Source organism: Pseudomonas sp. TE9122 (assembly GCF_056278925.1).
Map to the genome: position 1 here is coordinate 2,516,336 of NZ_JBWBQI010000001.1, position 20,083 is coordinate 2,536,418.

At 56.8% G+C, this 20,083-nt stretch carries 19 protein-coding genes, 1 tRNA gene and 1 pseudogene; 16 read left to right on the plus strand and 5 right to left on the minus strand.

All coding sequences use genetic code 11. The features are described from left to right. Positions 1-94: 94 nt before the first annotated feature. The 4 genes from ACZ9BE_RS11415 to ACZ9BE_RS11430 all read left to right on the plus strand — a co-directional run bounded on the left by ACZ9BE_RS11415 (position 95) and on the right by ACZ9BE_RS11430 (position 5,002). On the plus strand, positions 95-991 hold the full coding sequence (locus ACZ9BE_RS11415; RefSeq protein WP_252867605.1) for a helix-turn-helix domain-containing protein: 897 nt from the start codon (positions 95-97) through the stop codon (positions 989-991). Between the two features lie 81 nt (positions 992-1,072). After that, positions 1,073-1,582 carry a sigma-70 family RNA polymerase sigma factor gene (locus ACZ9BE_RS11420; protein ID WP_256809803.1) on the plus strand — a complete coding sequence of 170 codons (510 nt, stop codon included), beginning with the start codon at positions 1,073-1,075 and terminating at the stop codon, positions 1,580-1,582. After that, on the plus strand, positions 1,582-2,532 hold the full coding sequence (locus ACZ9BE_RS11425; RefSeq protein ID WP_476249426.1) for a FecR domain-containing protein: 951 nt from the start codon (positions 1,582-1,584) through the stop codon (positions 2,530-2,532). Before ACZ9BE_RS11420 ends, ACZ9BE_RS11425 begins: the two co-directional genes overlap by 1 nt. 67 nt (positions 2,533-2,599) lie before the next feature. Further along, entirely contained in the window at positions 2,600-5,002 is a 2,403-nt protein-coding gene (locus ACZ9BE_RS11430; RefSeq protein WP_476249427.1) for a TonB-dependent siderophore receptor, read from the plus strand. Positions 5,003-5,996: 994 nt separating this feature from the next. Here the strand turns inward: ACZ9BE_RS11430 and ACZ9BE_RS11435 are convergent. The 4 genes from ACZ9BE_RS11435 to ACZ9BE_RS11450 form a co-directional block, all read right to left on the minus strand. Then, complete coding sequence (locus ACZ9BE_RS11435) at positions 5,997-8,318, minus strand: hypothetical protein (protein WP_460160897.1); 2,322 nt, start codon at positions 8,316-8,318, stop codon at positions 5,997-5,999. A 25-nt stretch (positions 8,319-8,343) separates the two neighbouring features. After that, positions 8,344-8,418 (minus strand) — tRNA-Lys (locus tag ACZ9BE_RS11440). Positions 8,419-8,642: 224 nt separating this feature from the next. Beyond that, positions 8,643-9,131, minus strand: a complete 489-nt coding sequence (locus ACZ9BE_RS11445; RefSeq protein WP_460061358.1) for a nuclease domain-containing protein — start codon at positions 9,129-9,131, stop codon at positions 8,643-8,645. Between the two features lie 118 nt (positions 9,132-9,249). After that, positions 9,250-9,507, minus strand: coding sequence for a DUF2357 domain-containing protein (locus tag ACZ9BE_RS11450; protein WP_353956547.1), 258 nt, complete (start codon positions 9,505-9,507; stop codon positions 9,250-9,252). Between the two features lie 221 nt (positions 9,508-9,728). Between ACZ9BE_RS11450 and ACZ9BE_RS11455 the strand changes: the two genes are divergently transcribed. Together ACZ9BE_RS11455 and ACZ9BE_RS11460 are read left to right on the plus strand one after the other, a co-directional pair. After that, positions 9,729-10,070, plus strand: coding sequence for a helix-turn-helix domain-containing protein (locus ACZ9BE_RS11455; RefSeq protein WP_162245413.1), 342 nt, complete (start codon positions 9,729-9,731; stop codon positions 10,068-10,070). Between the two features lie 126 nt (positions 10,071-10,196). Then, positions 10,197-11,309 carry a hypothetical protein gene (locus ACZ9BE_RS11460; RefSeq protein WP_236168815.1) on the plus strand — a complete coding sequence of 371 codons (1,113 nt, stop codon included), beginning with the start codon at positions 10,197-10,199 and terminating at the stop codon, positions 11,307-11,309. 120 nt (positions 11,310-11,429) lie between these two features. On the opposite strand, the gene ACZ9BE_RS11465 is transcribed toward ACZ9BE_RS11460, so the two are convergent. Then, complete coding sequence (locus tag ACZ9BE_RS11465) at positions 11,430-12,056, minus strand: dTMP kinase (protein ID WP_476249428.1); 627 nt, start codon at positions 12,054-12,056, stop codon at positions 11,430-11,432. A 104-nt stretch (positions 12,057-12,160) separates the two neighbouring features. Between ACZ9BE_RS11465 and ACZ9BE_RS11470 the strand changes: the two genes are divergently transcribed. From ACZ9BE_RS11470 to ACZ9BE_RS11515, 10 genes and pseudogenes are all read left to right on the plus strand, one after another. Beyond that, positions 12,161-13,222 (plus strand): SDR family oxidoreductase, encoded by a 1,062-nt coding sequence (locus ACZ9BE_RS11470; RefSeq protein WP_375123718.1) that lies wholly within the window; start codon positions 12,161-12,163, stop codon positions 13,220-13,222. 373 nt (positions 13,223-13,595) lie between these two features. Further along, positions 13,596-14,111 (plus strand): HvfX family Cu-binding RiPP maturation protein, encoded by a 516-nt coding sequence (locus tag ACZ9BE_RS11475; RefSeq protein WP_095180030.1) that lies wholly within the window; start codon positions 13,596-13,598, stop codon positions 14,109-14,111. A 59-nt stretch (positions 14,112-14,170) separates the two neighbouring features. Next, entirely contained in the window at positions 14,171-14,590 is a 420-nt protein-coding gene (locus ACZ9BE_RS11480; protein ID WP_476249429.1) for an organic hydroperoxide resistance protein, read from the plus strand. 113 nt (positions 14,591-14,703) lie between these two features. Further along, positions 14,704-15,588, plus strand: a complete 885-nt coding sequence (locus ACZ9BE_RS11485) for an HvfB family MNIO-type RiPP peptide maturase (RefSeq protein WP_476249430.1) — start codon at positions 14,704-14,706, stop codon at positions 15,586-15,588. Next, positions 15,581-16,357: an HvfC family RiPP maturation protein gene (locus tag ACZ9BE_RS11490; RefSeq protein ID WP_476249431.1), complete on the plus strand. Its 777-nt coding sequence runs from the start codon at positions 15,581-15,583 to the stop codon at positions 16,355-16,357. Before ACZ9BE_RS11485 ends, ACZ9BE_RS11490 begins: the two co-directional genes overlap by 8 nt. Before the next feature lie 266 nt (positions 16,358-16,623). Further along, on the plus strand, positions 16,624-17,091 hold the full coding sequence (locus ACZ9BE_RS11495; protein WP_041480354.1) for an HvfA family oxazolone/thioamide-modified RiPP metallophore: 468 nt from the start codon (positions 16,624-16,626) through the stop codon (positions 17,089-17,091). Between the two features lie 204 nt (positions 17,092-17,295). Beyond that, positions 17,296-17,511, plus strand: a complete 216-nt coding sequence (locus ACZ9BE_RS11500; RefSeq protein WP_024012974.1) for a tautomerase family protein — start codon at positions 17,296-17,298, stop codon at positions 17,509-17,511. Then, a pseudogene (locus ACZ9BE_RS11505) lies at positions 17,508-18,163 on the plus strand (DsbA family oxidoreductase). The gene ACZ9BE_RS11500 and the pseudogene ACZ9BE_RS11505 overlap by 4 nt, the downstream one beginning before the upstream one ends. 97 nt (positions 18,164-18,260) lie before the next feature. Next, positions 18,261-19,289, plus strand: a complete 1,029-nt coding sequence (locus ACZ9BE_RS11510; RefSeq protein ID WP_236168808.1) for a D-cysteine desulfhydrase family protein — start codon at positions 18,261-18,263, stop codon at positions 19,287-19,289. An 84-nt stretch (positions 19,290-19,373) separates the two neighbouring features. Further along, a complete protein-coding gene (locus ACZ9BE_RS11515) occupies positions 19,374-20,003 on the plus strand; it encodes a cysteine hydrolase family protein (protein ID WP_236168807.1) in 630 nt (209 codons plus the stop codon). Positions 20,004-20,083 lie beyond the last annotated feature (80 nt).

Sequence of the window (20,083 nt, forward strand, 5' to 3'; positions counted from 1 at the left end):
GCGCGTTGGGGACTATCTTGGGCGCGGCTTGCGATTCCATCTATCCACTTTCAGCAGCACCAAAGCGCACCAAAAGAGTGCGCAGGATCACCCCATGACAACGTGCAATCCGCTTCAGGTTCAAGCGTTCAATACCGCCGATGTGGCCGAGCAAATCCGCGCTACACCGGGCTGGGTCCAGCATTACCAGCAGATGTCGCCGGGGCATTTCGCCGGGCAGATTCGCTATCTGGATCTGCAGGGCGTCGAGGTTTACGAAGAACAGATGAACACCCGGGTCGAGCAGAATTTCAGTGCGCCATCCGGGGCTCTGGCGTTCTGTTTCGATCGCAGCGACAACGCGCTGTATCTGCTCAACGAAGAGAGCCGCAACATCTGGATCACCCCGGAGAACTACCGGGAAATCGCTGTGGTGTTCGGTCCGGATTTTGTCCGCGAGCACGGTTTGCAAGTGGCAAAGCTCGAAGGTTTGTTCATGGCGCCGCTGAACTGCGGACAGAACGCTTTGTTCAGCGGCTGGCTAAGCTCGATTCTCACGAAGTTGTCGCAAGCTGCTGATCCACTTGATAAAGATCGCCTGACTCGGCAACTGCTCGAGGACTGCCTGTTCATCCTCGACAACGCTCAAACCCGTCTTGATCGTGGAGGATTGCAGCAGCGCAACAACGAACGCCAAATCATGAAGCGAGTAGGGGAGTGGGCGGCTGATTCGCCGGAAGACACGGTCAATCTGCTCGAACTTTCCCACGTTGCCGGCGTACCCCTGCGCCAGTTGCAGCAAGCTTTCAAGGCCTACACCGGGATGACCCCGAGCCACTGGTTACGCCTGAGGCGGCTGAACAGTGCGCACCGTGAATTGCTCAAGCGCAGGCCCACGGAAACCACCGTTGCCGAAGTGGCGATGCGCTGGTCGTTCTGGCATCTGGGGCGGTTTTCCAGCAGTTACCGCGCGCTTTTCAAGGAGCTGCCGAGCGAAACGCTCAAGCGCTGAGCAGAAAAAGGCTTTGTGTCCTCGCAGAAGTTAAATAGAATCAGTCTCATTTGAATCTACCTTCGCGCAGGGTCTCTTGAGATGATTGAAGCCACGTCACCGTCGGAGCAAAGCCTGCAGCAGTTGTACCGCGAGCATCGCGGCTGGCTGGAAACATGGCTGCGCCGGCGCATGGGCAATGCGTGGGATGCGGCGGACCTCAGTCAAGACACCTTTGTCCGCGTCCTGTGCAACGCGCCGCCACTGGCTGAATTGCGCGAGCCGCGCGCGTATCTGCTCACCGTCGGCAAACGGCTACTGAGCAATTTCTACACGCGGCGCCATCTGGAAAAAGCCTACCTCGATGCCTTGGCTCAATTGCCGGAAGCGTGCGCACCGTCGCCGGAGCAGCGCTGGTTGCTGCTGGAAACCTTGCAGGCGCTGGATGAATTGCTCGATGGCTTGCCGCGCCCCGTGCGCCGGGCATTTCTTTGGAGTCAACTCGAGGGCCTTGGCTACCGCGAGATTGCCGAGCGCTTGCAGATTTCCGAGCGCACGGTGAAACGTTACATGGCCCAGGCGTACGAGCATTGTTTGCTGGTGGATCTGTGATGCGCGTTGCACCCAATGATGAAATGCGGGAAGTGGCGCGGGCAGCGGCGCAATGGCTGGCCTTGCTCGAGTCCGGCGCTGCCAGCGATGAAGATCACGCGCGATTACAGCATTGGCGCGCCAGCGACAGTCGCCACGAGAACGCGTGGCAGAAAATTCAACAACTGCGTCAACGCTTTGCAGGCTTGCCCCCGGCGCTTGCCCTGGCCACGCTGGATCGGCCGGATCCGGCGCGGCGCGCTGCTCTCAAGCGTGCCTTGGGCGTGGCGGCGCTGGTGCCGGCGGCGTGGTTGATCAGTCGGGAGCTGCCGCTGGAGGTCTGGCGCGCCGACCTGCACACCAGCACTGGCGAGCGGCGCAAAGTGCAGTTGGCCCAGGATTCTTCATTGCAACTCAACACCGACAGCGCGGTTAATGTCGATCTGGCGGCACGTCAGTTGACGCTGATTCGTGGCGAGATGGCGCTCAACGTCGCGGGCGATTCAGCCTTTATCGTCAACGCGCCTTATGGGCGGATGATCGTCAATCACAGCGACATCTCGGTGCGCCTCAATGCGCGCGATTGCCAGGTCTGCGTGCTGCGTGGTTCGGTGCAATTGCAGCCGCTGCACGGCCCGGCGCTGGTATTGCAGCAGGGCCAGCAAGTCAGCCTGCAAGCTTCGGGCGCCGGGGCGGTGACGGCGTTCGATGCGTTGATGCCCGGGTGGCGCGAAGGTGTGGTGATGGCGCAAAACCAGCCGCTGGGTGATTTCCTCCGCGAGCTGAGTCGCTACCGCTCGGGTGTTCTGCGCTGGGATCCGGCGCTGGAATCGCTGCGCGTCACTGGCAGCTTTCGCCTCGACGATACCGATCAAGTGCTGGCACTGCTGGCAGCCAGTTTGCCCGTCGATGTGCATACGCGAACGCGATTTTGGGTGTCACTGGTACCGCGTGCAGAAAAAACCAGCTGAAGCCTGTCCCTTTTTTTCGCCTCGCTGGTCATTCCAGGCAAGTGAACAAAATCGAGAGCTTCTTCCAATGCCCGCAGTATTTCCAGGTCGTTTGCGTCCGTTGTTGCAGTTGAGCCTTTTGCTGAGCCTGAGTGCCAGCCCCGTGTTGATCCAATCGAGCTGGGCCGACGATGGCACTCGCCGCAGTTATCAGGTGCCGGCCGGTAGTCTGAGTACAGCGCTGACGCGCTTCGCCGGTCTCGCCGGCGTCAATCTTTCGGTGGATCCGGCACTGGTCAGCGGCCGCAACAGCAATGGTTTGTCCGGTGAATATGGCGTGGAGGAGGGGTTCAGCCGGTTGTTGCTGGGTTCGGGGTTGCAGCTGCAACCGGTCGGCGATCAGGCTTATACGCTGGTGCCCGCAGCGCAAGGCAGCACCTTGCAACTTGCGCCGACATCGATTCTCGGCGCGAGCGGTTCAGCCGATGCCGACGTGTTTGCTGGCGGTCAGGTCGCGCGGCGTGGCTCGCAAGGGTTGTTGGGTTCCAGGGATTTCATGGAAACCCCGTTCAGCATGACCACCTACACCAGCGAAACGGTGAAAAACCAACAGGCGCGCACGCTCGGCGATCTGATCAGTACCGACCCTTCGGTACGCGCCACCAACCCTGCCGGTGGCCGCTATGAGCAATTCACCATTCGTGGTTTCAGCCTGTTCAACAGTGATGTTGCCTACAACGGCCTCTACGGAATCTTGCCGACTTACACGATTGATATGGAAATGGCCGATCGCGTCGACATCCTCAAAGGCCCGAGCCAATTGATCAACGGGATTTCGCCACGGGGCAGTGTAGGAGGGGGGATCAACGTCGTGCCGAAACGCGCGACCGACAAGCCGATCACCTCGCTGACAGCCAATTACGCCTCGAACAATCAAGTCGGCGGCGCGGTGGATGTCGGACGGCGTTTTGGCGAAGACAATCAATTCGGGGTGCGCTTCAACGGGGTCAAACAGTCCGGCGATACCGAATGGGATCATCAGAGCGTCGATCGCGACATGGCAGTACTCGGTCTGGATTTCCGTGGTGAACGCTTGCGACTTTCCACCGATATCGGCCACACCGAGCGCGACACCGACGCACCGCAGGAACGCGTGCAAGTCGCCGCCAATGCCAAGGTGCCGAACGCCAATGATGTGCGCGACAACTATGCGCAACCCTGGAGCCGGGCGCGAACCAAAGACACTTTCGGCACGCTCAACGGCGAGTTCGATGTCAGCGATTCGGTCATGCTGTATGGCGGCGTCGGCGCACGCAAAAGCAATCACGACTTCTTGCGCCACGCGGTTTCAGTGACCAATGACGCCGGCGACTTCAGCGTCCAGCCGCGCGACTTCACTCGCGACGAAAACGTTCGTACAGCTACCGCTGGGGTGCGCAACTGGTTCCAGACCGGACCGGTCAGCCATGAAGTGAACGTGGCGGCCAACTACTTTTATATGGACTTCGAAAACGGCGGCGCCCGTTACGCGGCCGGGCGCAGCAATCTCTACGACCCGGTGGAAATAGCCAGACCCGGCACGCCGACCCGCAATGACGCCAAGGTCTACACCGAAAATCGCTTCAGCGGCGTGGCCTTGTCCGACACGCTCGGTTTCTTCGACGATCGTCTGTTGCTGACTTTGGGGGCGCGCTGGCAGCGGGTCAAAGTCGATGACTGGAGCGACGGTATCAAGGGCGACACGGCCTACGATGAGGAGAAAATCTCGCCGTCGGGCGGGATTCTGTTCAAGGCAACTGACAAATTATCGCTGTACGCCAACTACATGGAAGGTCTGAGCCAAGGCAAGATCGCGCCATCGACGTCGATCAACGAAGACGAAATCTTCCCGCCATTCATCAGCCGCCAGGTCGAAGTCGGCGCCAAGTACGACGCCGGCTCATACGCGCTGACGGCAGCGGTGTTCCGCATCAAACAACCTGCCTACGAAACCAATGCGACCACACGAGTCTTCGGCCCGAACGGCAAACGCGAAAACAACGGCGTAGAACTGAGCGTGTTTGGCGAACCGCTGAAGGGCTTCCGATTGCTCGGCGGGGTGATGTATATCGACAGCGAACTGACCCACACCACCAACGGCACATTCGACGGCAACCGCGCACCGGCAACACCGAAATACAACGTCAACCTTGGTGCAGAGTGGGACGTGCCGACTGTGCAGGGTTTGACATTGACCAGTCGTGCAATCTATTCGAGTTCGCAGTATCTGGATCAGGCGAATGATAAGGAAATCGACTCCTGGGAACGGTTCGACGTAGGCACACGCTATGCTTTCAAGTTGGACGAGAAGACGATCACCTTGCGCGCAAATGTCGAAAACGTGCTGGATAAACGCTATTGGAGCTCGGCGGGTGCCTCGGATGATAGTGAGCCGGGATTGACGCTTTCGACGCCGCGGACGTATCTGCTGTCGGCGGCGGTAGACTTCTAACGGAGCAGGGTAAGTGCGTCGATCGTCGTCGAAAATACGTTAACTACACTAAATGACCGTTTAGTGTAATTAACCTTGGTTCCGATTTCGCGATCATCAGACGGATGGTATCGAGGAGGAGATAGCACATCAATGCCGTACTATTTTTCATTACTTAGGAATCACAACGCTCGGATAGGAAAGTGCTGATCACGCCGGGCGTACCCGAACTTCATCATTACATCGTACATATATTATCGATTTATCTATTAAGTTTTACACGGTATTGCAATCACTTGATTGCTGAATAGACGACTATCGGCTCTCGAACCATTTACGCCCGCTGATGATTACCAATTCCGAGGATTCATCATTTTTTTCACTTTTTTCCGGCGAGTTAAAAATCTTGCGCAACCCAAGTATTACGGGCGCATCAGAATTTTTATTGGTAAAAAATGAAGCTTATTTCCGATAATTTAGAGGTTTTTTTTCTTTTTTCCGGTGATTAAAAAATGCGTTTCTGGCTTTAAAATCGGGTCGACGAGCACCTTACCTTGCCTAAATACTGCCTCTGCGCCTCCGAAAATCCCCACGTAATCCCTTTTTCACGCTTCAAGGGCAAATATTCCGGCGATTTAACATTCTTTTTCCACCACGTTTTTTTCCGGTGATTTAGCATTTTTTCTGTATCGCTCTGGGCTCCAACCGCTCTAGCATCGCGATGAGAGCCACAGGAGCACCTGGAGCCGCCCCATATTTTATGCGTAGGGGGTCATTTGCAATTTCTAGATGTAGGTTGAGGCTAGATCCACAGGTATATGATTTCTAGAGGATTCCGGTGAATCAATAATTATTGTCCGGTGAATCACTGATCGCGACAGCGCAGATTCAAATCTCTCGGGCAACCACGCTAACCCTGTAACATCTTGTTACGTGTAATGTATATTATGTTAAATCATGTATGCGAATGGCCTCAGGCTTTAGATATCAGATCCACCACTCCCAACCTCTCAGTCTAAGCAACGCCATTCGTTTGCTGCTTCAACAACCAATGTCTCTCGGTAGTCCATCCGATAAAAACCTGAGCACCTTCGCTTGCTTGGCGAGCCTCGGTCAACGGTGCGCCAGAAGCCGCTACTCGCAATCCTCTAATCGCCGGCAGAAACCTTTCACGAAATGCACTAGGCTGAATCGCGAAATGAGCTTCGATACGTTCAATCGCGAAACGCATTTCTGCCTCATCTAGCATCGCTAGATAAAAGACCATTTGCCGCCAGGCATAAGCCGTATTTTTGATCACCACCAGGCTGGAGTGATAAAACCGCAACTTCATCTGCTGGCGTACGCATATCCATCTGAAGCATTCCTCGGCCATCGAAGCCAGGCGATACTGCAACAGCGCCTTCAACCCGAGCTCACCAAACAACAGCGCAAGGTTTTGCGTCGTCAGGATCTGTTGTTGCTCGATGATTTTCCCGTTAGTCGCCGGTCGCCATGTCCCCAGGCCCGCATCAGCCCGCTGGGAGCACAATCTGGCCAATGCGTCCCTGGAACTAGCGTCAGGTCTGGAGAACCTTTTCCGCCTGGATTTCGGTTGATCAGGAAGCATCGCCAATTGGCTTGCATCAATGTCGTAGTAATTGGCGTATAGCGTGCCACCTGTCAAAGATGCCGCCTGCCTGGCAGCTCTTATGTACTTGTTCGAGAAAGCGCCCATGAAAATGTCCGAGGCGACTTCTTCAACAAAAGGCAGATCCAGCTTGGCCATCGCACCAAGCGCAGCAAATTCCTGAATGAGTTTGTTGGGCAGGATCGCTTGAGGAAAAGCGCAAAGAGTCATCGCTGCGCATTCGATCAGGACCTGTCTGGCTGCGTCAGCGACCACCGCGTCCGTTTCTCGCTGGTCCTCAACAGCCGCCACCCACGGCAATTCATTCATCCTGACCTGACTTTGCAGATCCAACAGCAACAATGAGCGGCGTTGTCGAAAGGCGCGATAGGTTGCTACAGAGAGCATCCGCAGCGACATATCGCGAAATCCTGCACTGCAGATCTCAGCCGTTATCGCTGGCAGCAGCCGCGCCACGGTATCCCCGGATGTAATCAATCCCTTATCGATCAGCTCGGCAATTGTGCCCGTTCGACACCGCTCGACGCGTCGACGAATATCAGTAGGAATGCCGATACCTGTTAACAGCGAATATGCGGTCGCTTCTTCGCAGGTAACGGGTTGCAGCAGAGATGAAAAGTCGGAAACTCCGTCCGAACCGGGATACCTGCTCAGACGTGCGGCAACCGCTTTAGCAAATAGATGGTGCCCGGGTGAGGACACGTGACTGCGTTGAGACTCTCTGTGCTTTTGATGAGATTCGGATTCGGGATGACCATGCTTGCGTACGAAATCGTCGACGATCCTGCGAATTCGTCCGACTTGCCGTCCCGTAAGCGACGCCGCATCGCTAGCGCAACTCCCCAGCAATGCAAACAACTCCCCTGCCCGATCCCTTGAGCTTTCAGCTTCACCTGAAGCGCTGGGGCAAGAAGCATCGAACTGCCGCTTCAGAATATTCGCCTGCTCAAACCAGCCCTCGGGGTACCGGCGACAAGGCCAATCATCCTGATACGTCAAAAGGAAAAGCGACACCGCCGCATCGTAGAGCGGCAAGCGAGTCTCGACGACATGTTTTTGCGCTGCCAGACGCGTCTGTGCTGGGCGGTTTGAAAGCACGGTTCTGACATCACCGACAGTAAAAACCTGCACTTGCCCTGCTGAAAGCGGCGAACCGTCAGAAGCCATCGGAAAGAATCGCAGCTCTTCAAAGAAAGGCGCTATCGCTTCAACCAGGTCCCATGCGTTCTCTGTACGTTGTTGGCCCAGCAACCAGGCCACCGTCAGCAGTGCAGCTTCTTCTGGCACCTCGATTCGATAATCCCCGCTCGCCAGCTTCGTTTGCAGTACCTCAATCCCCTCCTCCGTAAGGTGCCAAGTGTTGAGATCGAGTCGCTCGAAGCCAGGACGGATACCAGGAATCGAAGCAGCCAAATGTCGCTCGTACTCGGTCAGTGCGCCACCGGCCATGTACTGCCCAGTGGCGAAACCTCCCGTGACGACTTCCAGCGTGACCCACTCAGGCACATCCGCGAATGGAGTTCGTGAGCCATACGACGCAGATCCCTGCAATATGTGCTCGATTACATTGCGCCAGCGCTCGATGCGCTTGCTCGTCTGTCCGTTATCGTCGAGGCCCGATGCAGCGAGTGCCCGAGACAGTTGAAAGGCTGCATAGCCGGCACCTATGCCGGCATTCGCATTCGATTCCCTATCGTCCCTGAGCATGAGTCCTTCCGAGCCTGCGATGTTGTGGGTCCGGGGGCTGGATTCGAACCAGCGCCCACCCGGTTAAGAGCCGAGTGTTCTACCGCTGAACTACCCCGGAACAGAGCGCGGATTGTCCACCAGCGCTGAACGATTTTGAAGATCGAAAACATTGCCGCTTGTGAACCTGAACGTAATCAGGTGATCTCGGGAAGAGTCGTCAAGACCAGCGCAGTTTGATCGAGTCCTTTGCACCGGCGTCGCGAACCAATACGCCTGGAGCCCGACGACTTTATTTCGGGTTGCGGGATTGTCAGCGAGTTTAGCGCTACTGTGCGTAATCGATTACTTCGCCGTTCCAATAGCAATTGTACGGGCTGGAGCGGCCGCGATTGGTATTGCACTCAGAATTCGTTTGAGTTCGATCCCCAGTGCCTCCCCTTCTGATTCTGCACTGATTTGCCAGGCTCCGACCCCATAGTCCGCATGATAAGTCGGGCTGATAAGCGCCGTTACTTTGTCTGCCCTAGGTATCAGCAGCAATGAAACGTCAGGCTTGATGCCCTTCCACTGGAGACTGTCGTGATAAATGTGCGCTGACTCCATTGCATCCAGGAGGCTGGCGCGGGCGCTGCGATACTTCGCATCGAAAACCAAGAAGCGCTTCGTCGAAGGCGAGTCCAACGTCACGACGATGTCCGGATATCGCTCTCGCGATATGCTTTGAAAACCGCGATGCGCAGGTTGATCAATCGCTGGGCATCGGACTTGGTAACATGCTTCAACGGTCACATCAGCCGCTATTCCCCGCCACACGATTTCTTTTAAACCCATCGATCGATATTCACGACTCCAGACGAGTTCAGGAAACTGACGTTGCGGCTGTGAGACTACAGTTACAAAGCACCACCGCTCATAAACCTCCCATGTTGGGCTGACCCACAGCGTCTCATCAGGATCCTTTCCCAACCAACCTGAACGCAACGCGTACCAACCAAACCGATAAGCTCGCGCGTATGCAGACGGATGCGGAGTCCAACCGCTTGACCGTGTGCGCACTCACCGACGTGCGATCACTCTTCAAGGTTGTTAACGGCCGCTGAGATATCTGTTTAAGCGCGCGGTGAAACCGATCCCCATAGCGCCTCAGCCTCGCAAACCAAGTCGTTGGCTGGCGCTCAGGCCATAATCGCTCGAACCAGAAAATCACCTTGGCCGGACACCTACCTGAGCTCTCAGTCGGCAAAGTTCATATCACTGCACATGAGTTCGTCTTTAGCATGGCCGAGAGCAATCGTTGGCGCGCTGACATGTGCCTCTCACCACACTCGATTCGCTCTTGGGGGCTTCACCCGCCTTAAACCCGGAGAGGCTGCGGACTTCTGAAGCTTTCGATGCCTCTCCGAGTAAAGGACGAAGAAAGATATGGAAATGCATGGCATCAAAAGCTACGGCGAGAGACTTCAGTTCGCATATACCCTTCGTGGGTTTCCAAAACTCTACGCGCTGTCACACCGAATCGGTGTGACGGACAGCGCCCTCAGTCGGTGGTTTCGTTCAGAGCCAATCAGTATGGAGAACTTCGCCAAGCTGTGCGTCGAGCTGAACGTCAATGCCGATTGGCTTCTGCTCGGCCGTGGACAGCACTCGCTCGGCGCCATGCATGACGCGCCGCATCGCAAAACGCTCGCGGACGTGATTGAAAGAATGGCCGACAACGATGTTCGTAACCTCGCCAAGTTTCTTGATGAAGTGACTACTCCAGCACCTTGAGCGCCACGCAATATTTTCAGGGCAATTCGTGAGCCCTGCTCAACCGACTGAGCTTCACGAAGGGGCCGATATTGATAACTTCTAGATGCCCAAGCAATGACGCCTGGGTATGAGCTGGAGATCATCATGTGCACTAAGGAATCTGCAAAAGCTGATGTAGAAGTGAAGTTCGAGTCCCAGAAAACGTTCAGCCTTTTCGGTCGGAACATCTCAACTTGCCAAGCGGCCCTGGGGGCTGGTGCTCACGTGCAAGTCACCAACACAGAAGGCCTGAACTACCATCTGAATGTTTTCGCGAAATGCGAGTGCGACGGGCTTCTGAAGAGACTCAACGTGGCAATCGACAAGTCCATAGGTAACCCTCCCGAAGGCTTGCGTGACGTCCCTTTCACTATCGACCGCACTTCCCATCCCGACTGGCGCTCTCGTCAAGCCTATCTTCGCGATGGTGTGGGGTTTACGAGCAGGATCATCACCTGCGCTTGGCCTGCCCTTGCGCCGCCGAAGCTGGGCAGCGTACTAACCGGTGGAACTACGACGACAATCGACGCCACAGCCATCGACTCGCAGTTGGTTTATGCCATGACCGATGCTACCCCGGAGCAGGTCAGCGCATACTCCCACCTGAACCTCTACGCACAGGGGGCTGCGCGCGCCGTCCTGAAAAACAAGGGCGTGGACATCACCAATACGGACTATCTGCAGACGAAGCAATGGTTCGATGCTGTGGTTTACCAACTGACCGATCTGGGCTTTACCGTAAAGGCAGCGAGTGGCGGCCAGGTCAGGCAGGATGTCTCTTCAGGTGACGTGGACATCGGTAGTTTGCTGACCACCATCGTTGGCACGTATCTGGGAGCGACGGAACTCGAGAGTTTCAAGCAGCTCGCGACGCTCTTGGCCAAGGATCCCAACGATTCGGGCACCCACGACTTCATGACCTTCTGGTGGAACAAGGCCAGCACTAAGGACGGCCGCACGACTGTCGCCTTTGGCCCCATCAAGAACGACCAGGGCATGGCTTCGGTGACAGTGGTTTACCTCGTGTTGGATGTGGAATTCACAGACTGGCACTCACTGTTTGTCAGCTACCACCATGAAGGTGTATTGATCCGCAGCGCTGCCATTACCCTGGATCTCGACATGGAGGTCTACAGCAACAATGAAAAAGCAATCTTCGACGCCATCTCTGGCGCAGTGGCCAATCACATCAAGACTCAGGAACTGAGTTTCGACTGATAGCCCATAAATACGGGGCTCCAGCACATATTCGCAACGCTGGAGCCCCGTTTTTTTGTGCAATGGCACTTTCCGCGCTGCCTGTCTTAGTCGACCGTGATCTGCCTTGAGGGACTGGCGCTAAGGAACGCGCAGGCGGCTCATCACCCGATTAATCTCCCCTACCACCCGCCCCGTCGCCTCCTCGATCGTTCCCTCATTGCGGCAAATAAACCAACCCTGATCGGCAGCGGCTTGCTCAAAATCCTGGGTACAGTCGACATGCTCCTCCAGACCGCGAAGCACAGTACTGCTCAAGCCACGCCGTCGCGCCCCCGCCCTCGCCCACGAAATCTCCGCCGCCGTGACCACGCCAACATGCAGGTCGGGCACCTGAACGTTGCGATCACGGTTTAATTGCAGGATTTCAGCAAACGGGACTATCCGGCGAAACGCCGCATCGGACGGGTACCAGCGATCGATCAGGATGATGCTGTTGGCGGGTTGTTTGGTCAGCACGTTTCGGGAAATCCAGCGGCGGCTATCAGCTAGGCGTTGGCAAACGTCCAGTTCCAGATCCCGGTCAGGATGTCGGACGAGTTGATTCACCAGATGCATTGTCTCGCCCCTGAACGGGTCGCTTTTTTTCTCGCACAGTCGGATGACTTTCTGGTTGTCTGCCCTCAGGACTTCAGTGACGGCCTCCAACAGCGAGGTTTTGCCGACGCCTTTGGGGCCATCCAGAGCGACAAACAGCGGACGAGTCATTTTTCTCACAGGCTTTAACGGGGAGTAGCGCGCACTCTAACGGATTTTCAGGTTGAACCTCTGTTGCTCAGCAGGACTCCCAAACTCAAATCCAGGAGAAACCTATGACCCAGACAGCTCTAGTCGTGGGCGCCAGCGGCATTGTCGGCAGCGCCATCACCCAGTTACTCATCGACAACCAGTGGCAAGTCGCTGCGCTATCGAGACATCCATCGCAAGCGCACGGCGTGATCCCTGTCGCGGCAGACCTTCAGGATCCTGCTTCTCTGGAACAGGCCCTGAGGGATGTGAGACCCACGCATGTGTTCATTACTACATGGTCGCGGCAAGCCACGGAGGCCGAGAACATTCGCGTCAATGCGGCCATGGTACGCAACGTCCTCGCCGCCATTCGCCCAGCCAAAAGCGTCAAACACGTAGCACTGGTTACCGGCCTGAAACACTACCTCGGCCCGTTCGAAGCCTATGGTAAAGGCAGCCTGCCGCAGACACCGTTTCGCGAAGAACAGGGTCGTCTGGAGGTCGAGAATTTCTATTACGCCCAAGAAGACGAACTCTTCGCCGCTGCGGAAAAGGACGGTTTCACCTGGAGCGTGCATCGCCCGCATACCGTCACCGGGGTGGCCGTGGGCAACGCGATGAACATGGCAACCACGCTCGCCGTCTATGCCTCGATTTGCAAACACACCAATCGCCCTTTTGTGTTTCCCGGATCCAGGGTGCAGTGGGACAGCCTCACCGACATGACCGATGCGCGGCAGTTGGCGAAACAGCAACTGTGGGCGGCCACCACGCCGGCTGCGGCAAATCAGGCATTCAATATCACCAATGGCGATGTATTCCGGTGGAAATGGATGTGGAGCCGAATTGCCGAATACTTCGACCTGCCTGCTGCTGACTATCCTGCGTCACCCTCGCCTCTAGAGAAGCAGATGGCGGACGATGAAGCCGTTTGGACGCAAATAGTCGCCGAACACGATTTGAAAGAATCCGATATCGGTCGCCTGATTTCCCCATGGCATACCGATGCCGACCTTGGCCGCCCCATCGAAGTGGTCACGGATATGTCGAAAAGCCGCCTGATGGGCTTCACTGCCTACCAGGCGAGCGATCAGGCATTTTTCGACGTGTTCGACAAACTGCGGGAGATGCGCTTGATCCCTTAGGCGGTTCCAGACAGATAAGGTGGGCACCTGGCGTGCCCCCTCATTCAACAGTCATTTCCACGCCCTCGCCCCCCACATCTGCGACTTTCATTCGCCCTGTGAAATCCTCCTGCCAGTCACCGGCAGAACGCAGCCGATCGTATATCCCAACTCCAAAATAGCGCCTTCCACAGGTATCGCTCTGTATCCAAGTGTGTACGGACGCAAACACGTTACACAACATTGATCTTCCCGCCCCCTCAGACACAAGCGAGATACACCAGCACGATGAACTGCGCTCACGGCCAGCGCAGTGCTCCTGTGCCTGACACCTGTCATTGGGAGCACCTGAACGGCTTCCACTTTCTTGACGACAAGTTGGAGGATTAAACCAATGCAAACAAATCCGTCATCGGTCTTGAATCGGCTGCACCTTAATCTCGATCGTGCTGGAGACTGGATCGCGCCGTTAAGCCTGCGCGTTTTTCTGGCCTGGGAGTTTTTTGAAGCGGGATGGGAAAAGTGGAACGGTGAGAACTGGTTCCCCAGCATTCAAGGGGCCTTTCCTTTTCCCTTCAATCAGCTGCCGGCTACGTTCAATTGGCAGTTATCCATGTGGGCAGAGCTGCTCTGTTCCATTGCTTTGCTTGTAGGCCTGGGAACACGCCTTTCGGCACTGATCCTCATAGTGGTCACCGTCGTGGCAACTGCCGCAGTTCACTGGCCAGCAGAGTGGTCGACGTTGAGCGAACTGGCTATGGGGTACTCCATCAGCAACAAAGGCTACGGCAATTTCAAGCTGCCGTTGATCTATCTCGTCGCACTTCTGCCACTCGTGTTCACAGGCGCCGGCAAGCTGAGCCTGGATGCATTCATCGGTCGGTATCTCAAGCGCTTGAATGCACGCTGAGTGTTATCGCTTCACCAAGGTTATCGCTCTCAACCCCACTAGTAATCAGGAGTTTCATCATGTCCCATATTGATAAAGTGCTGTACACCGGCAAAGTCCATACCTCCTCGGGTGGTCGCAATGGCACCGCCGTCAGTGACGACGGCCGACTGGATATAAAGCTGTCGTCGCCTGGCACCTCTGGCGCCGGTACCAACCCAGAGCAGTTGTTCGCCGCAGGTTGGTCGGCCTGTTTTATCGGCGCGATGGGGATTGCGGCGAGCAAGCTGAAAGTCACCCTCCCGGGTGACCTTGCCGTCGACGCCGAAGTGGATCTAGGCACAACAGATGGTGCGTATTTCCTCCAGGCTCGCCTCAATGTCTTCCTTCCCGGGCTGGATCGAGAAGTCGCTCAAGACCTTATCGATACCGCACACCAGACATGCCCGTACTCCAAAGCGACGCGGAACAACATCAACGTGGTGATCAACCTCGTTTGAGCAGAACCGTGGCGGGTTTCAACCGCCCGATCCATGCCCGCCCGGCTGCCATAGGTGACCGTGGAGGTGGCGTGGATCGGGCGTTTCAGACGTCGAATCGGAGTATTTAGCTCATGCAAACGAACACTTCATCATCAACGCATTTAGATCCACAGCTTCCCCCTGCGGCGACCGTCGGGCTCGGGTTGCGCCGTGTGCTGCTCAACACGCTTCGTGACGCTCCAGTCGGTGATTTCGATTTTCTAGAGGTTGCTCCAGAGAACTGGATCGGCATCGGCGGCGCGCATGGAGCGGCCCTGCAGATGCTAGCTGAACGTTATCCGCTGTCATGCCATGGTCTGTCACTTTCGCTGGGTGGCAGTGCGCCGCTGGACGAATCTTTTCTTGAGCAAGTCCGCGGGTTTCTCGATCGCTTCAACGTGCCGTTTTATAGCGAACACCTGAGTTACTGCAGTGACGATGGACATCTCTACGACCTGCTGCCGTTGCCATTCACTGAGGAGGCAGTTCATCACGTTGCTGCGCGCATCCGCCGTGCACAGGACATTCTCGGTCGTCGTCTTGCTGTAGAAAACGTCTCCTACTACGCCGCTGCTCATCAGGACATGGACGAACTTGCTTTTACCAATGCAGTGCTTCGCGAGGCCGATTGCGACCTGTTGCTCGACGTTAACAATGTGTACGTCTACTCAGTCAACCACCGCTTTGATCCAGCGGTTTTCCTCGCCGGCCTGGAACCAGAACGCGTAGTCGCCATGCATGTGGCTGGCCATTATGACGAAGCCGAGGACCTGATAATCGACACCCATGGTGCGTCGGTCAAACCGGTAGTCTGGTCATTGCTGGGGCAGGCTTATGACCTTTTCGGCGTGAAGCCAACCCTGCTGGAGCGCGATTTCAACTTTCCGTCCTACGACGAACTGGTGGCTGAGTTGAACATCATCAAGCGCTTGCAACGCGACGCGGGTGCTTTGGCGCGGGTGACTGTCGATGGCTGACTCCACTTCAAGTCTGCACAGTCAGCAGCTCGCGCTGACCCGTTACCTGCGTGACCCGGACAGTTATGCGCCGCCTGCGCAGATGAATCCCGCAAGAGCGCAGGTCTATCTCAACTTGGTGTTGAACAATCTGTTGGGGTTGCTGGGTGGGACGTTTCCGGTGCTGGTTGCCGTGCTGGGTGATGCCGGTTGGCGTGCGCTGGTGCGACGTTTTTTGCGTGATTACCGCGCGCAAACGCCACGCTTCGGAGAAATTGCTCGTGAGTTTGTAGACTTCGTAGCGAGCCTGGAGGACTCGCCTGATCACGAACACCCCTGGTACCCGTTCTTGCCTGAATTGGCGCATTACGAGTGGGTGGAAATGGCGCTGCAACAGTTGGACGCTGCGCCGTTAAAGGCCAGTGATGCGGCGCACTTACTCGACCGCCCCCTCAGGCTCTCCCCGCTCGTCTGGCCGCTGGCTTACACCTGGGCCGTACATCGTCTCGGGCCAGGTCATCTGCCTTCTGAACCGCCAGAACAACCGACGTTGCTGCTGATCAGCCGTGTGCAGAGTGGCCAGGTGCAATTCTCCCAGGTCAGCCCTCTCGCGTTCCGTTTGTTGCAGCGGATCGAGCAGTTCCCTGACATGGATGGTCGAGCGCAGTTGCACGCTTTGGCTGCGGAGGCTGGTGCTTCAGACGTGACCGGCTTCGTCGCTGACGCACTGGTTCTGCTGCGCCAGCTGCATGCGCAAGCTGCCGTCGGGGTAGCAGCGACACCCGTTTAAAGCTGTTGTCCTGACTGACGCGCAAAGGCTGAGGTCGGTTTTTGTATCTCTATGTACCCAAACGCGAAGTCTTGGGATTGGCTTACAAATGCTCCTCTCGCCGATACATCGCCGATACATGACTCCCGCTAAATAGGCCTGCCCGAATAAGGTCGCTCTGTCGAAGTGGAAGACGCTTGCGCCCTTCGCCTCGAGCTTCCTTGAGGGTCTATCCGCCCCGTGACATGAATCGCGGCCTCGCCGCGCAAAGCATCTGGAGAAGCACTATGTACCGTAAACCAATGTCGAACAAAACCAGTCTCGGCCTGGCCGCAATTGCCTTAGCCGGTGGCATGAGCCTGGCATCGTCTGCGGCTTTTGCTGTTGAGCCATTGCCCCAAGGCTACCAACTGGCATCGGCCGATAAAACCGGCGAAGGCAAGTGTGGCGAAGGCAAATGCGGCGCCAGCGAAGCCAGCGACAAGTCCGCTACTGCCGAGGGCAAGTGCGGTGAAGGCAAATGTGGGGACGACTCTTTCGCTCGCACAGATACCGACCATGATGGCCTCGTTTCTCTTAAAGAGCTGCTGGCTGTGGCACCTCAGGGCGGTGAAGAATTCAAAGCGATGGACACCAACCACGATGGTTTTCTTTCGGAAGGTGAGGTCTACAAGTTCAGAACCAACCAGTACATTTCCAACGGCAAGAAAGTACCCACCGAGCTATTTACCCGCATGAGCAAAGCGCAGAACTGATTCCTCCCGCCGTAGCATTCGCCCTCCCCGCGCCTGCAGCCAGGGAGGGCGATTTACCTTCTGCAAAGCCACCAGTTGTATTGATTACACCGCGTTATAAGTGATGTTCTCCGCCCCTGATTTATCCCCTGAACGCAACACTCTAAAGTCCATCCCACTGCTCCCCTCATCATGTCGATGGGGCGCCCACAGGAGACTTATCCCATGCCTTTCATCAGCGTTCGTATCACTCGCGACGGCGTTACCAAAGAACAGAAATCCCAAGTCATCGCCGAGATCACCAAAACCATGCAAACAGTCCTCAACAAGGACCCGCACCTCACCCATATCGTCATTGAAGAGGTCGACACCGATAACTGGGGCTATGCCGGAATTACCACCACCGAGTACCGCCAACAGCTGGCGGAGTCGAAGAAATGACTTTCCCCGTCCGTATCGACTTTGTGTCGGATGTGGTGTGCCCCTGGTGCGCACTCAGCGCCACGGCGCTGGAACAAGCCATCGCCAATGTTGCCGGCGAGGTTGCCGTAGAACTGACCTTCAAGCCGTTCGAACTGAACCCGGACATGCCGGCCGAGGGCGAGCACGCCATCAAGCACATGATGCGCAAATACGGGCGCAGCGCCGAGAAGTCGCCGCGCGCAATGAAATGATCGTCGCGCGCGGCAAAGCCATCGGTTTTCAGTTCGACCTGGAAAAGCGCAGTCATTTCTACAACACCTTCGATGCCCATCGCCTTTTGCTCTGGGCCGTGCAGGAAGGCCGCCAGGTCGCGCTGAAGAAAATCCTGATCGAGGCTTATTTCACCAATGGCGAGAACCCCAGCGACCACGAAACATTGGTGCGCCTGGCCGGTGAAGCGGGACTTTCAACCACCCGCGCCCGAGAGATTTTGGCCAGCGAGGCGTTCGCTCTCGAGGTCCGTGAACTTGAGAGCTTTTACCTTGAGTGCGGGATTAACTCGGTCCCGGCCATGGTGCTGAACGGTCGTCAGTTGGTGTCCGGATCGCTATCCGTCAAGGAATACGAACAAATCCTCAGGCAAGTGGCACGAGAGTCCGCCACTGCCTGACAAAGCGACTTAACTGCAATCTCAGTTATTAAGCATTTCGCCGGGGCTTGTTGAAGTGACCGCCCCACTTCCTTCCATCAACGTCAAGTGAACCGTCATGCCTCACGACTTGAATCAACTGGAAACTGCGCTGGCTGCTTACCCCCGAGTGGCGCTGCTGGAAGGCCCGACACCGATTCAGAAGCTGTCCCGCCTGAGCCGGGCCGCCGAGCTGCATGGCTGCGATCTCTACGTCAAACGCGATGACCTGATGGGCCTCGGCGGCGGTGGCAACAAACTGCGCAAACTCGAATTTTTGCTTGGCGAAGCATTGGCCGAAGGCGCGGACACACTGGTTACCTGGGGTGGTTTTCAATCCAATCATGCCCGATTGACCGCCGCCGTCGCGGCCCGCCACGGCTTGGCCTGCGAGCTTATTCTGACTCCGTCTGCGGTGCGCAGCGATGATGATTTTTGTCATAACGGCAACGTATTGCTCGATGGCCTGTTTGGCGCAAAGGTCCATCGACTGCCGCGCGGTTTGACGCCCGATAGCTACGCTGGTGAATTGCTTAGCGCGCTCAAAAGCCAGGGCAAAAAACCCTTCCTCATACCATTGGGCGGCTCCAGCCCCAGGGGCAGTCTGGGCTACGCCGCTTGTGCGGGAGAGATCCTCCGCCAGGCAGACGCGCTCGGCGTTCACTTCGAGCGGATCATCATCCCCAACGGCAGCGCAGGGACCCATTCAGGACTGCAGGCCGGTCTGGCACTGGCTCGATCATCAACCGAAGTTATCGGCTATTCGGTATTGGCAACTGAGGAGCAGGCCACGGCCGCGACCCTGGGAAAAACTCGGGAAACCTTGCAGCTCCTGGACCCGTCCGCAACCCTTCTGCAAAGCGCAATCACTGTGGATGGCAGTCAACGTGGCGACGCCTATGGCGCCCCCACCGAATCGATGCTCGAAGCGGTCCGGCTGCTGGCCTCCTTTGAGGGCTTGCTGACGGATCCGGTCTACGGTGGCAAGGCCTTCGCCGGGTTGCTCGCTGCCGTGCGCCGGGGCGACTACCCGCCAGGAAGCAATCTGCTGTTTGTGATGACCGGCGGCTTGCCTGGCCTCTTTGCCTACCGCAGCGCCTTCAACTGACTTGAGCTTTTTCGTCGCCATAAAAATCTGATGCCCGGGCGAGCCCACGGCATCGGTCATTCAACTTGCGTGGAGTACATTGTCATGTCGAACGCCCCTTATCCGCTGAACCGCACCGCTTATCTGCTGGTCGATCCGTACAACGATTTTCTCTCGGAAAACGGCAAGGTCTTCCCCTTGATCAAGCCGATTGCCGAGCAGGTCGGGCTGCTCGACAACCTGCGAGCCCTCGATCGCGCCGTACGGGCGCAGAACATTCCGGTGGTCATCGTGCCGCACCACCGCTGGGAACATGGCGACTACGACGGCTGGGATCATCCAACACCGACCCAATGCAAAATCATGCACATGCACCACTTCGCACGCGGTGAATGGGGCGGCGAATGGCATCCCGATTTCGCGCCGAAGGACGGCGACATTGTCGTGCAGGAACATTGGGGCTCCAGCGGCTTTGCCAATACCGACCTTGATTTTCGTTTGAAGCAGAAAGGCATCACCCACGTCATCATCGTCGGCCTGCTCGCCAACACCTGCATCGAAGCGACCGCCCGCTACGCCTCGGAACTGGGCTACCACGTCACGCTGGTGCGGGATGCGACCGCCGCTTTCCGTGCGGAAATGATGCACGCCGCCCACGAGTTGAACGGGCCGACTTTCGCTCATTCAATCGTGACCACCCAGGAATTGATTGAGGCGCTTGCAGCGCAGGTGTAATGGCGAGGAACCTCACCGATTTCGCCAGTTTGCCGTAGCGCGCTCACTCCAAGGACAACTCAGCGCTTGATCGACCGCCA

What these genes read in the sequence shown, in the direction of transcription:
- ACZ9BE_RS11510 (WP_236168808.1), top strand. Translation starts at nt 18,261, where the DNA reads ATGCCTCACGACTTGAATCAACTGGAAACTGCGCTGGCTGCTTACCCC.
- ACZ9BE_RS11475 (WP_095180030.1), top strand. Translation starts at nt 13,596, where the DNA reads ATGCAAACAAATCCGTCATCGGTCTTGAATCGGCTGCACCTTAATCTC.
- ACZ9BE_RS11490 (WP_476249431.1), top strand. Translation starts at nt 15,581, where the DNA reads ATGGCTGACTCCACTTCAAGTCTGCACAGTCAGCAGCTCGCGCTGACC.
- ACZ9BE_RS11445 (WP_460061358.1), bottom strand. Translation starts at nt 9,131, where the DNA reads ATGGGTTTAAAAGAAATCGTGTGGCGGGGAATAGCGGCTGATGTGACC.
- ACZ9BE_RS11500 (WP_024012974.1), top strand. Translation starts at nt 17,296, where the DNA reads ATGCCTTTCATCAGCGTTCGTATCACTCGCGACGGCGTTACCAAAGAA.
- ACZ9BE_RS11455 (WP_162245413.1), top strand. Translation starts at nt 9,729, where the DNA reads ATGCATGGCATCAAAAGCTACGGCGAGAGACTTCAGTTCGCATATACC.
- ACZ9BE_RS11470 (WP_375123718.1), top strand. Translation starts at nt 12,161, where the DNA reads ATGACCCAGACAGCTCTAGTCGTGGGCGCCAGCGGCATTGTCGGCAGC.
- ACZ9BE_RS11425 (WP_476249426.1), top strand. Translation starts at nt 1,582, where the DNA reads ATGCGCGTTGCACCCAATGATGAAATGCGGGAAGTGGCGCGGGCAGCG.
- ACZ9BE_RS11495 (WP_041480354.1), top strand. Translation starts at nt 16,624, where the DNA reads ATGTACCGTAAACCAATGTCGAACAAAACCAGTCTCGGCCTGGCCGCA.
- ACZ9BE_RS11415 (WP_252867605.1), top strand. Translation starts at nt 95, where the DNA reads ATGACAACGTGCAATCCGCTTCAGGTTCAAGCGTTCAATACCGCCGAT.
- ACZ9BE_RS11485 (WP_476249430.1), top strand. Translation starts at nt 14,704, where the DNA reads ATGCAAACGAACACTTCATCATCAACGCATTTAGATCCACAGCTTCCC.
- ACZ9BE_RS11420 (WP_256809803.1), top strand. Translation starts at nt 1,073, where the DNA reads ATGATTGAAGCCACGTCACCGTCGGAGCAAAGCCTGCAGCAGTTGTAC.
- ACZ9BE_RS11430 (WP_476249427.1), top strand. Translation starts at nt 2,600, where the DNA reads ATGCCCGCAGTATTTCCAGGTCGTTTGCGTCCGTTGTTGCAGTTGAGC.
- ACZ9BE_RS11515 (WP_236168807.1), top strand. Translation starts at nt 19,374, where the DNA reads ATGTCGAACGCCCCTTATCCGCTGAACCGCACCGCTTATCTGCTGGTC.
- ACZ9BE_RS11465 (WP_476249428.1), bottom strand. Translation starts at nt 12,056, where the DNA reads ATGACTCGTCCGCTGTTTGTCGCTCTGGATGGCCCCAAAGGCGTCGGC.
- ACZ9BE_RS11480 (WP_476249429.1), top strand. Translation starts at nt 14,171, where the DNA reads ATGTCCCATATTGATAAAGTGCTGTACACCGGCAAAGTCCATACCTCC.
- ACZ9BE_RS11435 (WP_460160897.1), bottom strand. Translation starts at nt 8,318, where the DNA reads ATGCTCAGGGACGATAGGGAATCGAATGCGAATGCCGGCATAGGTGCC.
- ACZ9BE_RS11460 (WP_236168815.1), top strand. Translation starts at nt 10,197, where the DNA reads ATGTGCACTAAGGAATCTGCAAAAGCTGATGTAGAAGTGAAGTTCGAG.